Here is a 13,307-nt window from a genome sequence, read left to right as displayed (position 1 = left end):
GCCGGTTAAGTCTCGCTGACGGCCACTGGCCCTCACACTGTGATGAAGACGGCTATGCGCAGTCCTGTCCGTCACTCCGATTGAACCGGTATCCCCAACACAATGAATGAAAGAGGAAAAACAACATGACCGATAACATTCTGCCACTGTTCACACCCGCAGCAGATGCTCCTGCTGCGGCTCAGCATCAGATTATCGCTATACCGGTAACCGATGAGAACCGCATCAGCTTCTGGCCGCAGCACTTTGGCAGCATTCCGCAGTGGATAATCCTTGAGCCGACCATCTTCGCGTGGATGGACCGCTTCTGCACGGACTACAGCGGCGGCATCTGGAATTTTTACACGCTGAGCAACGGCGGCGCGTTTATGGCCCCGGAAGTGGAGAACGATGAACTCTGGTCGCTGTTTAACACGATGAACGGCAACGGCGGTGACATGAGTGCCGAAGCTGCAGGGATTGCGGTCTGTCTGATGGCTTTCAGCCACCATGCCTGCCGTACCGAATGCGACGCCATGACGGAGCACTACTACCGCCTGCGGGACTACGCGCTCAACCACGCGGAATGCAACGCCATCATGCACATCATCGACTGAGGTCAGCCGCTATGGAGCAACAGTTACCGTTGTTTGCCCGTGAATTAGCCCCTGCCGACCAGCAGACAGTCAGGAAAGCCTTATCTCTGCTGGAGTGCCAGCTACGTGAAACCGGCGCATCATTTACTTCCAGCCATGCCGTCCGCGACTGGCTGCGCCTGCAGCTCGCGTCACTGGAGCGGGAAGAGTTTACCGCGCTCTTTCTCGATAACCAGCATCGCCTGATAGCCCACGAAACGCTATTTACCGGCACCATCAACCATACGCAGGTCCATCCCCGCGAAGTGGTGAAGGCCGGTCTGAAGCATAACTGCGCCGCTGTCATTGTCGCCCATAGCCATCCCTCCGGGGAGGCTGAACCCAGCAAGGCAGACCGTCAGGTCACTACGCGTATTCAGCAGGCGCTGGACCTGGTTGATATCCGCTTGCTGGACCACCTGGTGGTCGGCGGCATGGAGATCACCTCGTTTGCAGATCGTGGCTGGCTGTAGCACAACAGGAGAATAACCGAATGAAAATTATCAGTAAACGTCAGGCTATGGCGATATACCGCCAGCATCCGCAGTCCCGGTTGTTTCCCTTCTGCACGGGTAAATACAAATGGTCTGGCAGCATCTGCCACTACGCTGGGCAGGAGGTTCAGGATATCAGCGGTGTGCTCGCGGTCTTCGCTGAACGCCGTCAGAACCGCAACGGCCCCTATGTCGTATTACGCAGCGTCACGCTGAATTAACACACGTTTAAGGAAGGCTAAAATTGTCGAATAAAATACCGACAGTAAACCACGATATCACTGAACCCTGGTGGGGGCTTAAACGCAGTATCACGCCCTGTTTTGGCGCACGGCTGGTGCAGTCGGGCAACTGTCTGCATTATCTCGCTGACCGGGCCAGCATCACCGGACAGTTCAGCGACGGGGATTTACGGCATCTCGACCAGGCATTTCCACTGCTGCTCAAACAGCTTGAACTGATGCTCACCAGCGGTGAACTCACTCCCCGCCATCAGCACTGTGTCACGCTCTATGCAAAAGGGCTGACCTGCGAGGCCGACTCCCTCGGCTCGCATGGTTACGTATACCTGGCGATTTATCCGACACCAGCGGCAACCGCGTAAAGCTTCTTACTACTTACCCTCGTTTTACCCATCAACAAAGAGATCCCACTATGCAAACCCAACCACTATCCTCAACGCAGGAGGCTACATCACGCCCGTCACCGGTGGAGATCTGGCAACGGCTTCTGAGCCACCTGTTGGATCGTCACTACGGTCTGACACTCAACGACACTCCGTTCGGCAACGATGGCGTGATTCAGGAGCATATCGATGCCGGTATCTCACTGTGCGACGCGATGAATTTTATCGTGGAGAAATACGATCTGGTACGAACCGACCGTCGCGGTTTTAACGCAGAAACACAGTCGCCTCTTCTCAGCAGTATCGATATTCTCCGCGCCCGCAAAGCCACCGGACTGATGACCCGAAACGATTACAGAACGGTGACCGACATCACCACCGGTAAATACCGTGGGGGGCATCGATGAAGTTATCCCTGACGGTAGAAGCCGACGCCATCAACGTTCTGGCCCTGAATGCGGGCCGAATCGCTGTGGATATTGACGGCATTGAACTGGCTGCGCTGATCGATGTGGTCTGTGATAACGGTTATTCCCTTCGCGTTGCTGACTCCCCCGGAAAGCTGGTCGTTGAAGATCCGCTTCCACCCGTCGCCCGCGTTAATGGCATCCAGTGCAGTACCGCGCATATTACGGAGGAAGACAACGCTCTGCTGTTTACTCTTTCACACCAGAATGAAGACTTTGGTGAGTCGGAATGGATTAGTTACACCGGGTCGGGTTATCTGCTCCACCTGGGTGCCTGGTCATTTCCGGTCTTACGCCTCAAACGTCTCGGTCTGTCGAAAGCCTGCCGTCGGTTAGTAGTGACGCTTATCCGTCGCTACGCCGTTGGCATTGTTCATCTGGATGCCTTTGGCGCAGTGCTGCCGGGCTTTGACATTTTCGACTGGTAAATCTTCTCACCAATAAGCACAGGATATTCTCATGGAGAAATTAACCACCGAAGTGGCTCTCAACGTTCTGATTGACTGGCTGCAGGACAACATCGATTGTGGGAACATGATTATTTTCGACAACGACGAAGACAACACCGATTCAGCAGTGCTGTTGCCCTGGATTGAACGTGCGCGTCAGGACGTTCGCGATCTCCGTCATCTTCAACTTCTGCGACAGACCAGTACAAATTAACCACCGAACAGTACTCATCACTTACTCATAATCGCCAGCCCTCACCGGCTGGCGCTTTGCTTTATATAAGGAACGAAATAATGTCAGAGCTTACTCTCACCAAACCCGAAGTATTAACCGGCCACACCGACGTGATTTGCTCCACCAGCATTGAGCGTATTGTCACCGGACGTAATGCCGCACTGGCGCAGGTTGAAGCGCTGATACAACAACTTGACACTATTTCAACGCTGACCCGCAGTATCGGGGGAAAAACCGCGTTGGACTGGGCTATGAAGCAGGATTTCCGTTGTGGCTGCTGGCTGATGGAGAAACCAGAAGCAGCGCTGAAGGCCATTACCCGTAATCTCGATCGCAGCATATGGCGAGACCTGATGAAGAAGTCGGGCATGCTTTCGCTCATGGATGCTCAGGCTCGTGAGCAGTGGTACAACAGCCTGGAAAAGGACGATATTCCCGCTGTCAGTGAAGCCAATATCCTCAGTACGTTTGAGCAGTTGCACCAGAGCAAAGGCGAGGTGTTTGAGCGTGGGGCGATCAACGTGTTTAAAGGGCTGAGCTGGGATTTTAAGAGCAATAGCCCATGTAAGTTCGGGAAAAAGATCATCGTTACGGGACTGGTCAAATGTGATCGGTGGGGATTTGGGCTTAACTGGGGCTGGCAACGTGATCGGCTTGCAGACCTTGAACGCATGCTGATGCTTCTTGATGGCAAACCGGTTCCCGACAACCGCGCTGACGTTACCCGTCGTCTCAGCGATCATATCCATGCTAATCGGCACAGCAATCGTTACGAGGACGAGATGTTTGCGATCAAGTACTTTCAGAAGGGGACAGCGCATATCATCTTCAAACGACCAGAGCTGGTTGATAAGCTGAACGACATCATCGCCCGACACTATCCGGGAGCACTGCCAGCGAGAAGAGAGTGAGTTGTCCGATGCTATCTCAGGTAAGCCAGTGCAAGCCGGACGGTAATGGCATACTGGATGGCATACCGAAAAAAACAGATATAAAAAAGGCCATGCTAATCAATAGCATGGCCTAGAATAGTGGCGGAACGGACGGGACTCGAACCCGCGACCCCCTGCGTGACAGGCAGGTATTCTAACCGACTGAACTACCGCTCCGCTGTGTTCCCTTGGGAACGAGGCGCATATTACGGTTTGCCTCTGAACTCGTCAACGCTTTTTCTCACGTTTTGAATCGTTTGCTGCAAAAATCACCCGAACGGTGATTTTACAGGCATTCTGGCATGCCTTACGCACGCCACATACAGCTTCCGCCCTTCTTCTGGACCAGATCCAGACGAGATTCGTGGTTGAGAAGCTCTTCATCACTCGCTAAAACAACCCGCAAGCGGCTGGCCTGGCGAACAACACGCTGAATTCCCGCTTCGCCCTGCGTCTGCTGAGATTCATTCTCCATGCTGAACTTCATTGACGTTTGACCGCCGGTCATCGCCAGATAGACATCCGCCAGGATCTGGGCATCGAGCAATGCCCCGTGCAGCGTTCGCTTGGTGTTGTCTATTTCATAACGTGAACAGAGCGCATCGAGGCTGTTACGCTTGCCGGGGAACATCTTCCTGGCCAGCGCCAGGCTGTCAGTGACCTTGCAGAAGGTGTTCGTTTTGGGGATATCGCGCTGGAGCTTACTAAACTCGTAGTCCATAAAGCCGATATCGAACGAGGCGTTGTGAATGACGAGCTCTGCGCCTTTAATGTAGTCCAGAAATTCGTCCGCCACCTCCGCGAAGGTCGGTTTATCCAGCAAGAACTCATCGGCAATACCATGAACGCCGAACGCTTCGGGATCCACCAGCCGATCGGGTTTGAGATAGACGTGGAAGTTGTTCCCCGTCAGACGACGGTTCACCACTTCAACAGCACCGATCTCAATGATCTTGTGCCCTTCGTAGTGCGCGCCGATCTGGTTCATACCGGTGGTTTCGGTATCAAGAACAATCTGGCGAGTAATTGCAGTGCTCATAGCGGTCATTTATGTCAGACTTATCGTTTAACTGAACGTTTCAAATACAGGAAGTCTACCAGAGATGCGTAAACAGGTAGAAATTTTCACCGATGGATCTTGTCTCGGTAACCCAGGGCCTGGCGGCTATGGCGCGATTATGCGCTATCGTCAGCACGAAAAAACTTTTAGTGAAGGGTATTTCCTGACCACCAACAACCGCATGGAGTTGATGGCGGCCATCGTGGCGCTGGAAGCCTTAAAAGAACATTGTGACGTGGTGCTCAGTACCGACAGCCAGTACGTGCGCCAGGGGATCACCCAGTGGATCCACAACTGGAAAAAACGCGGCTGGAAGACGGCAGATAAGAAGCCCGTCAAGAATGTCGATCTCTGGAAACGGCTGGATGCGGCGCTGGGCCAGCATAATATTAAGTGGGAATGGGTAAAAGGCCATGCCGGCCACCCGGAAAACGAGCGCTGCGATGAACTGGCGCGGACGGCGGCCGCTAACCCGGCACATGAGGACGCGGGCTATCAGCCTGAATCCTGATTACGGTTTTCTGTACTGCCGCGTGGCCCCCACGGTCTGGCGGATCGGCGTTTTGGTTTTGCTCTGCTTCATCGGGTTAAGCGTCAGGGGAATGGTTCGCTTACGCGCAACGATAAACTGCATGCAGCCTAATGCGGGCAAATGGGTACTCAGCAAAACGCCCCCTTTTCTGGCCCAGGGCAGTACCTGAAATCCGCCGTAGCTGAGCACTTCAAAATTCAGCAGCGAAAGCCAGTCCAGCTGGCGCATCATGGTGAACATCCGGCTGTTATAAGGAGGAGTGCGGCGTAATACGGGCACCAGCTTGCGCAGCCCCATCAGGCTCAGCGGATTAAACCCGCTTATCACCAGCCAGCCGTCATCTATCAGCACGCGATCGGCTTCACGCAGCATGCGATGAGGATCGCTGCACCAGGGTATCGTATGCGCCAGCAGGCACGCATCAACCGACTTTTCCGCAAACGGCAGATGTAAAGGGTCTGCCTTCACCTGAACGGGCGATCCGCCGAGAGAGACATGGACCTGATGTGAGATAGCGCAGCTTTCGGTATTGATTTCCGCGCTGAGATTGCCAATCTTAAGCAGGTGAAAGCCATACATTTTCGCGAGCCAGGGCTTAAGCTGTAGTTCTAACGCCTCGCGATAGTATTCACCCCAGGGCAATTCCGCCCAACGTTCCGGTGCTGCGACAGTCTGAGGTATCCTTGCCGGTTTCATCAAAACACCCGCCACGCTATAAGAGGTAATGTATGAATCTTATCAGTATTCCTGCCTTTGAGGACAATTACATCTGGGTTTTAGTCGATGACGCGCGTCGATGCGTCATTGTCGACCCCGGAGAGGCCGCCCCGGTTCTGCAGGCAATAAAAGAGAACGGCTGGCAGCCTGAAGCCATCCTCCTGACCCACCATCACCACGATCATACCGGCGGTGTGCCTGAGCTGCGCGCCCGGTTCCCGCATCTGGTGGTTTACGGACCGGCAGAGGCACAAGATAAGGGAATCACGCAAGTAGTCGAAGAAGGCAAAAATATCCTCATACGTGAGTGGGAGTTTTCCGTATTTGCTACACCAGGTCACACTTTGGGACATCTGTGTTTCTACAGCAAACCTTATCTGTTTTGTGGCGATACGCTGTTTTCTGGCGGCTGTGGAAGACTGTTTGAAGGCACGCCAGCCCAGATGTACCAATCTTTACAAAAAATTAATGCCCTGCCTGACGATACTGTAATTTGTTGCGCGCATGAGTATACATTAGGAAATATGAAGTTTTCTGCCAGCATTTTACCTGAGGATCGTGCGATTCAGGATTACTATCAGAAAGTGAAGGAGTTACGTGCAAAAAACCAAAAAACACTACCCGTAATTCTGAAAAACGAGCGTAAAATTAATTTATTTCTTAGAACAGATGACATTGATTTAATTAATAAAATTAACCAAGAAACAAAATTGCAACAACCAGAACAGCGATTTGCATGGTTAAGGTCAAAGAAAGATAACTTCAGATAATTGCGGGTTGCCTTTTCAAAATTTCGCCGTTATCATCGCTCGTCTTTTAAGCAACTATTGACACACACATGAAGGCAAAAGCGATCTTACTCGCCTCTGTCCTGCTTGTTGGTTGCCAGTCGCAGAACGGCAGCAACGTACAACAGCACGCACAGAGCCTTTCTGCAGCTGGTCAAGGGGAAGCAGGGAAGTTTACAAGCTCAGCGCGTTGGTTGGACGATGGGACATCTTTCGCGCAGGATCAAAACTTGTGGACCTCTATTGGCGACGAGCTAAAGATGGGAATTCCGGAAAACAGCCGGATTCGCGAACAGAAACAGAAGTATTTAAGAAATAAGAGCTATCTCCACGATGTAACGTTACGGGCAGAGCCGTATATGTACTGGATAGCCGGGCAAGTTAAGAAACGTAACATGCCTATGGAGCTGGTACTCCTACCCATAGTGGAGAGCGCTTTTGACCCACACGCGACGTCTGGCGCCAATGCTGCAGGTATTTGGCAGATCATTCCGAGCACGGGGCGAAATTACGGTTTGAAACAGACCCGTAACTATGATGCGCGTCGCGATGTTGTCGCTTCCACGACAGCCGCTCTCGACATGATGCAACGTCTGAACAAGATGTTTGACGGCGACTGGTTGTTAACGGTTGCGGCGTATAATAGTGGCGAAGGTCGTGTACTGAAGGCAATGAAAGCGAATAAAGCACGGGGTAAATCCACCGATTTTTGGTCGCTCTCACTGCCACAGGAAACGAAGATTTACGTACCGAAGATGCTGGCATTGAGTGATATTCTCAAAAACAGCAAGCGTTACGGTGTACAACTGCCAACACCAGACGAAAGTCGTGCACTGGCGCGCGTTCGCCTCAGCAACCCGGTTGATATTCAACAGGTTGCCGATATGACGGGTATGTCGGTAAGTAAACTTAAAACCTTTAACGCGGGTGTTAAAGGCTCAACGCTGGGGGCGAGTGGCCCACAGTATGTGATGGTTCCGCAGAAACATGCTGAACAATTACGTGAGTCTTTAGCGTCTGGTGAAATTGCCGCCGTTCAGTCAACGCTGATTGCGGATGCATCATCAGTCAACAGCCGCAGCTATAAGGTTCGTAGCGGTGATACGCTTTCGGGCATTGCATCACGTCTTGGCGTGACAGCAAAAGATCTGCAGCAGTGGAATAACCTGCGCAGCTCAGGCCTGAGAGTGGGTCAGACACTGACGGTGGGTGCGGGTAGCAGCGCACAGCGTCTCGCCAATAACAGCGATAGCATTACCTATCGCGTGCGTAAAGGCGATTCACTGTCCAGTATCGCAAAACGACACGGCGTGAACATTAAGGATGTGATGCGCTGGAATAATGATACTGACAATCTGCAACCAGGCGACCAGCTGACACTGTTTGTAAAAAACAGCGCCACGCCAGACTCCTGATTACACGATACAGAGATAAAAAGGCACCGATTCCCCTCGGTGCTTTTTTTTTACTTCGCTTTTTGCGCTTCAACCATGATGGTATCGCTGGTAAACGAACCGTCATCCTGCAATTCAAAGTAGGCCTTCACCTCTGAGGAAGCACTGTCCTGATACAACCGGATGGCCTGGCTTAACGCGTCCGGGGTGCGCATACGGGCGATCCACGAACTAAATTCCAGCGGTAAGCGATCGGTTATCAGTGAACGTGAAATTAAACCGGCCTCAGTAATAAACGTTAACCACTCCCCACTGGAATAATCCTGCACGTGCGAGGTGTCACGCAGCGCTTCAACCGTCTGCAGCCAGATGTTCCGTACAGGGTGACCCGGAGACATAACGTCCATAATGATGACGGTTCCGCCCGTCTTCAGCACGCGTTTGACTTCCCGTAATGCCTGGCCGACATCATGCCAGTGGTGCGCGGAGTAACGGCTGATAACAACGTCAAACGACGCCTCTTCGAAAGGTAAGGATTCGGCATAGCCCTGGCGCGTATCGACATTGTTGAGCCCTTTGGCTTTTGCCGCCTCCGCCACTACCTCCAGCATCTGGCTGGATAAATCATACGCCGTAACCTGAGCCACATGCTGCGCTGCTGTAAAGCTGGCATGCCCTGCTCCGCAGCCTAAATCCAGCACCGTCGCCTGCGGAAACGCCGAGAGACGCTCGCCGAGACGCACCAGATCGCGGCCGGAAGCATGTACGGCGCTGGTCAGATAGGCGCTTGCCTGGGAACCAAACTGTTTTTCGACGTTGTCGTGATGAGAGTGTGTTGTTGTCATTGTACTGTCCTTGCGTTGGTTAAAGTAAAGGGCAGCACTCAACCGGCCTGCCCCACGGCAGACCTGACTCACCGTGTTAATCAGGTTTGCCGGGACTGAATTCCACTAGTAGCGGGTTGTGATCGGAGGCGCGAGTGACCAGAACAGAGGCATCATGCACGCTCAAACCACGATAGAAAACGAAATCGAGAGGACGACCGAACGCTTTCTTGCGCTGGTCATCACTAAAACGAACTTCACGCAGCGACATCTCCCGCGCAAAGCGATACAGCGCGTTCATGCGTGGACGGCTCCAGGCATTGAAATCCCCGGCCATAATAATAGGTCCACTGTGATGGGCTATCTGGTCACCAATAGGAAGTAACTGCTTACTATATACATCCACGCCCAGACTGAAGTTTACCGCATGGATGTTCACGACCATCAGCAGCCGCGTGTCAGGCAGTGGATAGACCGTCACCAGCGCCGATTTTGCCAGTCGCAGGATAGGCTCGCGCTCGCGCAGCGGGCAGCAGTAAACCGGATGCGCGGCAGAAAGGGTCATCACGCCAGAGGGATGTTGCGGCAATACAAATGCGGGCACCTGGTCGGCGGCGAGATAGTTAGTGGTCGCAAACCTTACCAGCTCAGGCGTGGTTTGCGCCTCCTGCAGCAGAACCAGATGGGCATCTTTACCAAAGTTCTTGAGGACGGATAACCAATCCGCGCGCTGCTGTTTAAAGATATTCCATACCAGCACCCGAATTTTTTCATCGCTGCTTAACGGTGTACCGGCAGGTAATGCCTGGCTGATGCTCGCAAACGACCCGGGAGGCAAGATCCTCTCCGCGGGCATTCCGGCAACATAACGCATGGCATAGGTATTTTTTCGCACTTTTGGAAACAACCTCTGTAACATGAACCAGCCCGGAAAACGGACTGGTTCTAATGTTATAGGGATTTTAGGTCACACTTTCAACGCAATTACTGAGAAACCTCTTTCCAGTTTTGTAAGCAAGCACTTACTGAGGTTTAACCAAGCGCTACGCGAGAGGGTTTATCAAGGCGCCCGCTCAGACCAATCAGCAGGAAGGCAACGAGCACAATAACGGCACCAATCCACGGGGTTTGGGTTAATCCAAAGTGCTCCACCGTCTGCCCGCCAACGATAGAGCCGATCGCGATACCAATGTTGAAGGCGGCAATGTTCAGACCAGAAGCCACATCCACCGCATTTGGCGTATAGCGTTCGGCTTTTTGTACCACGTAGACCTGCAGGCCGGGTACATTACCAAAGGCAAAGATGCCCATGACCAGTACCGTTACCAGCGCGGCGTACTGAATCGATGCCGTGAACTGGAAGAGCATCAGCAGAATCACCAGTGCCGCGAAGATAAACTTAAGCGCTGGTACAGCACCATGCTTATCCGCGAGCTTACCTCCCCAGATGTTGCCAATCGCCACAGAGATACCGTACCCCAGTAAAATCCAGCTTACCGCTGCAGGAGAGAAGCCGGCCAGATCCTGCATCATTGGAGCGAGGAAGGTGAATGCCGTGAACACGCCGCCGTAGCCCAGCGCCGTAACGGCATAGATGAGCAGCAAACGAGGATGCGTGAGCACCTTAATCTGATCGCTCAGTCTTGCGCTTGTACGGCCGGGAATATTCGACGGTACCAGCAGCAGACTGGCCACCAGTGCAATCACGCCCAGTAAAGAAACGGCGAGGAAGGTTTCACGCCAGCCGAAATGTTGCCCGATGAACGTCCCTAATGGTACGCCGGTGACCAGTGCGACGGTCAATCCGCCAAACATAATCGCAATGGCTGATGCGGCTTTCTCTTTAGGTACCAGGCTGGTTGCAATGGTGGAGCCAATTGAGAAGAACACCCCATGAGCAAGGCCAGTCAGCAGGCGGGCAATGACCAGCGTCGTGTAGTCCGGCGCCTGCCAGGCCAGTATATTGCCGGCCGTGAAGAGCACCATCAGCGCGACCAACAGTTGCTTACGCGGGAATCGCCCGGTTAACGCCGTCAGGACGGGTGCGCCGACAGCGACACCCAAAGCATAGATGGAGACCAACAGCCCGGCTGAAGGTAATGAGATAGCAAGCTGGTTAGCGATGGTAGGAACCAGTCCTACGATAACAAATTCGGTCGTGCCAATTGCAAAGGCACTGATCGTCAGGGCAAGTAGCGCCAGTGGCATAAAATACTCCGTATCATCAGGATTAAGATGACAGGCAGTATGCGCCAGTGGTTAAATAACAAAAATGGTCAAAATCTCAATAGAATTTTGCAGGTGATGCAACAATGAAAGCAACCTCGGAAGAGCTGACAATCTTTGTCGCCGTCGTCGAAAGTGGCAGTTTTAGCCGCGCGGCAGAGCAGTTAGGGCAGGCAAACTCTGCTGTAAGCCGCTCGGTGAAAAAGCTTGAGATGAAGCTTGGGGTGAGTCTTCTCAACCGCACGACAAGGCAGTTGAGCCTGACGGAAGAAGGTGAACGGTACTTCCGCCGGGTGCAGTCTGTCTTACAGGAGATGGCTGCAGCAGAGACTGAGATCATGGAAACGCGCAGCACACCGCGTGGGCTATTGCGTATTGATGCGGCCACACCGGTAGTTCTGCACTTTCTGATGCCGCTGATTAAACCTTTCCGTGAACGCTATCCGGAGATGACGCTCTCTTTGGTCTCCTCCGAGACCTTTATCAATCTTATCGAACGTAAAGTCGATGTGGCGATCCGGGCGGGAACCCTGACGGACTCAAGCCTGCGCGCGCGTCCTCTGTTTGCCAGCTACCGTAAAATCATCGCCTCACCACAATACATCGCTGAACACGGCAAACCTGAAACCGTTGAAGAGCTGAAGCAGCATCTATGTCTGGGTTTCACCGAGCCGGTATCACTGAATACCTGGCCTGTCGCCTGCCCTGATGGTCAGCTGCATGAGATCACCTGCGGGTTGTCGTCCAACAGCGGGGAAACGCTGAAGCAGTTGTGTCTTGAAGGAAACGGGATCGCCTGTTTGTCTGATTACATGATTGATAAAGAAATTGCGCGCGGTGATCTCGTGGAGTTAATGGCGGACAAGCGTCTGCCGGTAGAGATGCCCTTCAGTGCGGTTTACTACAGTGACAGAGCGGTGAGCACGCGTATCCGTGCCTTTATCGACTTTCTGAGCGAGCATATAAAAACAGCTCCCGAAGGAGCTGTGTGAGGGTTAAGCGTACAGAGGGTAAGTCAATATTAATCCCAGTCTGGCGCTAAACCTTCCGGGCTCACCAGGCGATCGTTACACTCCAGGGCAGCGATCGCTTTTTTGTCTTCGTCATCCAGCTGGAGATCCACAGCTAACAGGTTGCTGGCCAGGTTTTCACGCTTCGTTGAAGATGGAATAACGGCATAACCTTCGCCCATCGCCCAGGCCAGGATCACCTGTGCAGCCGTTGCGTTATGTTTATTTGCAATACGTGCAATGACCTCATCTTTCAGCGCTTTACCGTATGCCAGCGTCATATAAGAAGTGATGTGAATGCCGTGCTGTTTGGCCCACGCCACCACGTTGCGGTTTTGCAGATAAGGGGAGAGCTCAATCTGGTTGGTCGCAATGTTCTCTGCGCCAACGGCAGCAATGGCTTTTTCCATCAACGGAATAGTGAAGTTCGAAATACCAATTTGACGGGTTAAGCCCTGCTCTTTCGCTTCCAGCAGCGCCTGCATAAATTCTTCTACAGAAACGGCATCATTCGGAGATGGCCAGTGGATCAGGGTCAGATCGACATAGTCAGTACGCAGCTTCTTCAGGCTCTCTTTCAGGCTTGGGATCAGCTTGTCTTTACTGAGGTTCTCGATCCAGATTTTGGTGGTGATAAACAGTTCGTTACGCGGTACACCGCTTTCTTCAATCGCCTGGCCAACCGCAGCTTCATTTTCATAAATCTGCGCGGTATCAATTGCGCGATAGCCAAGCTCAAGGGCGGTTTTGACCGATGCGATAACAACGTCGTCTTTCAGGCGGAAAGTGCCCAAGCCTAATGCAGGGATAGTCATGTCATTCCTCGTTATTCGTAATGTTCGTTAACTGAGGAAGATTATCGCTGCTGGCGTTATGCTGAAAAAGGTCGTAAAACGCAGAGGATTTTTGCTGATTTAGCAATAATTGGGAAGCAGATAAG

General features: G+C 52.7%; 18 protein-coding genes and 1 tRNA gene. 12 read left to right on the top strand and 7 right to left on the bottom strand.

The window, feature by feature from the left end; genetic code table 11:
* Positions 1–125 precede the first annotated feature (125 nt).
* The 8 genes from ACQG19_RS04385 to ACQG19_RS04350 all read left to right on the top strand — a co-directional run bounded on the left by ACQG19_RS04385 (position 126) and on the right by ACQG19_RS04350 (position 3,795).
* A complete protein-coding gene (locus ACQG19_RS04385) occupies positions 126–596 on the top strand; it encodes an antirestriction protein (RefSeq protein ID WP_060615265.1) in 471 nt (156 codons plus the stop codon).
* An 11-nt stretch (positions 597–607) separates the two neighbouring features.
* Positions 608–1,087, top strand: coding sequence for a RadC family protein (gene radC, locus ACQG19_RS04380; RefSeq protein ID WP_000437750.1), 480 nt, complete (start codon positions 608–610; stop codon positions 1,085–1,087).
* A gap of 20 nt (positions 1,088–1,107) precedes the next feature.
* The gene (locus ACQG19_RS04375) at positions 1,108–1,329 is read left to right on the top strand and encodes a DUF987 domain-containing protein (protein WP_000691981.1); all 222 of its coding nucleotides are present in this window, start codon (positions 1,108–1,110) and stop codon (positions 1,327–1,329) included.
* Positions 1,330–1,352: 23 nt separating this feature from the next.
* Positions 1,353–1,712, top strand: a complete 360-nt coding sequence (locus tag ACQG19_RS04370) for a type IV toxin-antitoxin system YeeU family antitoxin (RefSeq protein ID WP_000066236.1) — start codon at positions 1,353–1,355, stop codon at positions 1,710–1,712.
* Between the two features lie 50 nt (positions 1,713–1,762).
* Positions 1,763–2,140: a TA system toxin CbtA family protein gene (locus ACQG19_RS04365; RefSeq protein WP_426725820.1), complete on the top strand. Its 378-nt coding sequence runs from the start codon at positions 1,763–1,765 to the stop codon at positions 2,138–2,140.
* Positions 2,137–2,628, top strand: a complete 492-nt coding sequence (locus tag ACQG19_RS04360; protein ID WP_060615263.1) for a DUF5983 family protein — start codon at positions 2,137–2,139, stop codon at positions 2,626–2,628. The genes ACQG19_RS04365 and ACQG19_RS04360 overlap by 4 nt, the downstream gene beginning before the upstream one ends.
* A gap of 31 nt (positions 2,629–2,659) precedes the next feature.
* The gene (locus ACQG19_RS04355; RefSeq protein ID WP_060615262.1) at positions 2,660–2,863 is read left to right on the top strand and encodes a DUF957 domain-containing protein; all 204 of its coding nucleotides are present in this window, start codon (positions 2,660–2,662) and stop codon (positions 2,861–2,863) included.
* A gap of 80 nt (positions 2,864–2,943) precedes the next feature.
* Positions 2,944–3,795 carry a DUF4942 domain-containing protein gene (locus ACQG19_RS04350; RefSeq protein WP_060615261.1) on the top strand — a complete coding sequence of 284 codons (852 nt, stop codon included), beginning with the start codon at positions 2,944–2,946 and terminating at the stop codon, positions 3,793–3,795.
* A gap of 121 nt (positions 3,796–3,916) precedes the next feature.
* On the opposite strand, the gene ACQG19_RS04345 is transcribed toward ACQG19_RS04350, so the two are convergent.
* Positions 3,917–3,993, bottom strand: a tRNA-Asp gene (locus tag ACQG19_RS04345).
* Between the two features lie 130 nt (positions 3,994–4,123).
* Positions 4,124–4,855: a DNA polymerase III subunit epsilon gene (dnaQ, locus tag ACQG19_RS04340; protein ID WP_013095690.1), complete on the bottom strand. Its 732-nt coding sequence runs from the start codon at positions 4,853–4,855 to the stop codon at positions 4,124–4,126.
* Between the two features lie 64 nt (positions 4,856–4,919).
* Between dnaQ and rnhA the strand changes: the two genes are divergently transcribed.
* Positions 4,920–5,387 carry a ribonuclease HI gene (gene rnhA / locus ACQG19_RS04335; protein ID WP_013095689.1) on the top strand — a complete coding sequence of 156 codons (468 nt, stop codon included), beginning with the start codon at positions 4,920–4,922 and terminating at the stop codon, positions 5,385–5,387.
* Here the strand turns inward: rnhA and ACQG19_RS04330 are convergent, their stop codons facing one another.
* A complete protein-coding gene (locus ACQG19_RS04330) occupies positions 5,388–6,104 on the bottom strand; it encodes a class I SAM-dependent methyltransferase (protein ID WP_013095688.1) in 717 nt (238 codons plus the stop codon).
* A gap of 32 nt (positions 6,105–6,136) precedes the next feature.
* Here ACQG19_RS04330 and gloB point away from each other — a divergent pair, with 32 nt between their 5' ends.
* A complete protein-coding gene (gene gloB, locus ACQG19_RS04325; protein ID WP_029882852.1) occupies positions 6,137–6,895 on the top strand; it encodes a hydroxyacylglutathione hydrolase in 759 nt (252 codons plus the stop codon).
* 68 nt (positions 6,896–6,963) lie between these two features.
* A complete protein-coding gene (mltD, locus tag ACQG19_RS04320; RefSeq protein ID WP_013095686.1) occupies positions 6,964–8,328 on the top strand; it encodes a murein transglycosylase D in 1,365 nt (454 codons plus the stop codon).
* Between the two features lie 50 nt (positions 8,329–8,378).
* Here the strand turns inward: mltD and ACQG19_RS04315 are convergent, their stop codons facing one another.
* The 3 genes from ACQG19_RS04315 to ACQG19_RS04305 all read right to left on the bottom strand — a co-directional run bounded on the left by ACQG19_RS04315 (position 8,379) and on the right by ACQG19_RS04305 (position 11,339).
* The gene (locus ACQG19_RS04315) at positions 8,379–9,152 is read right to left on the bottom strand and encodes a class I SAM-dependent methyltransferase (protein WP_246932892.1); all 774 of its coding nucleotides are present in this window, start codon (positions 9,150–9,152) and stop codon (positions 8,379–8,381) included.
* Positions 9,153–9,228: 76 nt separating this feature from the next.
* Positions 9,229–10,026: an endonuclease/exonuclease/phosphatase family protein gene (locus ACQG19_RS04310; protein WP_013095684.1), complete on the bottom strand. Its 798-nt coding sequence runs from the start codon at positions 10,024–10,026 to the stop codon at positions 9,229–9,231.
* Positions 10,027–10,163: 137 nt separating this feature from the next.
* Positions 10,164–11,339, bottom strand: coding sequence for an MFS transporter (locus ACQG19_RS04305; protein ID WP_029882849.1), 1,176 nt, complete (start codon positions 11,337–11,339; stop codon positions 10,164–10,166).
* A 104-nt stretch (positions 11,340–11,443) separates the two neighbouring features.
* Here ACQG19_RS04305 and yafC point away from each other — a divergent pair, with 104 nt between their 5' ends.
* Positions 11,444–12,349, top strand: a complete 906-nt coding sequence (gene yafC, locus ACQG19_RS04300; RefSeq protein WP_013095682.1) for a DNA-binding transcriptional regulator YafC — start codon at positions 11,444–11,446, stop codon at positions 12,347–12,349.
* A 29-nt stretch (positions 12,350–12,378) separates the two neighbouring features.
* On the opposite strand, the gene dkgB is transcribed toward yafC, so the two are convergent.
* Positions 12,379–13,182, bottom strand: coding sequence for a 2,5-didehydrogluconate reductase DkgB (gene dkgB / locus ACQG19_RS04295; RefSeq protein ID WP_013095681.1), 804 nt, complete (start codon positions 13,180–13,182; stop codon positions 12,379–12,381).
* Between the last annotated feature and the right edge of the window lie 125 nt (positions 13,183–13,307).

Source organism: Enterobacter cloacae complex sp. 277I4, from assembly GCF_050031465.1.
In the GTDB taxonomy this organism is placed as follows: Bacteria; Pseudomonadota; Gammaproteobacteria; order Enterobacterales; family Enterobacteriaceae; genus Enterobacter; species Enterobacter cloacae.
The sequence above is the reverse complement of the archived record's forward strand: the minus strand, read 5'-3'. Positions and strand labels throughout refer to the sequence as shown.

Excerpts from the sequence above, each read along its gene's own strand:
- ACQG19_RS04385 (WP_060615265.1), top strand. The coding sequence starts at position 126 with ATGACCGATAACATTCTGCCACTGTTCACACCCGCAGCAGATGCTCCT.
- radC (WP_000437750.1), top strand. The coding sequence starts at position 608 with ATGGAGCAACAGTTACCGTTGTTTGCCCGTGAATTAGCCCCTGCCGAC.
- ACQG19_RS04375 (WP_000691981.1), top strand. The coding sequence starts at position 1,108 with ATGAAAATTATCAGTAAACGTCAGGCTATGGCGATATACCGCCAGCAT.
- ACQG19_RS04365 (WP_426725820.1), top strand. The coding sequence starts at position 1,763 with ATGCAAACCCAACCACTATCCTCAACGCAGGAGGCTACATCACGCCCG.
- ACQG19_RS04360 (WP_060615263.1), top strand. The coding sequence starts at position 2,137 with ATGAAGTTATCCCTGACGGTAGAAGCCGACGCCATCAACGTTCTGGCC.
- ACQG19_RS04355 (WP_060615262.1), top strand. The coding sequence starts at position 2,660 with ATGGAGAAATTAACCACCGAAGTGGCTCTCAACGTTCTGATTGACTGG.
- ACQG19_RS04350 (WP_060615261.1), top strand. The coding sequence starts at position 2,944 with ATGTCAGAGCTTACTCTCACCAAACCCGAAGTATTAACCGGCCACACC.
- dnaQ (WP_013095690.1), bottom strand. The coding sequence starts at position 4,855 with ATGAGCACTGCAATTACTCGCCAGATTGTTCTTGATACCGAAACCACC.
- rnhA (WP_013095689.1), top strand. The coding sequence starts at position 4,920 with ATGCGTAAACAGGTAGAAATTTTCACCGATGGATCTTGTCTCGGTAAC.
- ACQG19_RS04330 (WP_013095688.1), bottom strand. The coding sequence starts at position 6,104 with ATGAAACCGGCAAGGATACCTCAGACTGTCGCAGCACCGGAACGTTGG.
- gloB (WP_029882852.1), top strand. The coding sequence starts at position 6,137 with ATGAATCTTATCAGTATTCCTGCCTTTGAGGACAATTACATCTGGGTT.
- mltD (WP_013095686.1), top strand. The coding sequence starts at position 6,964 with ATGAAGGCAAAAGCGATCTTACTCGCCTCTGTCCTGCTTGTTGGTTGC.
- ACQG19_RS04315 (WP_246932892.1), bottom strand. The coding sequence starts at position 9,152 with ATGACAACAACACACTCTCATCACGACAACGTCGAAAAACAGTTTGGT.
- ACQG19_RS04305 (WP_029882849.1), bottom strand. The coding sequence starts at position 11,339 with ATGCCACTGGCGCTACTTGCCCTGACGATCAGTGCCTTTGCAATTGGC.
- yafC (WP_013095682.1), top strand. The coding sequence starts at position 11,444 with ATGAAAGCAACCTCGGAAGAGCTGACAATCTTTGTCGCCGTCGTCGAA.
- dkgB (WP_013095681.1), bottom strand. The coding sequence starts at position 13,182 with ATGACTATCCCTGCATTAGGCTTGGGCACTTTCCGCCTGAAAGACGAC.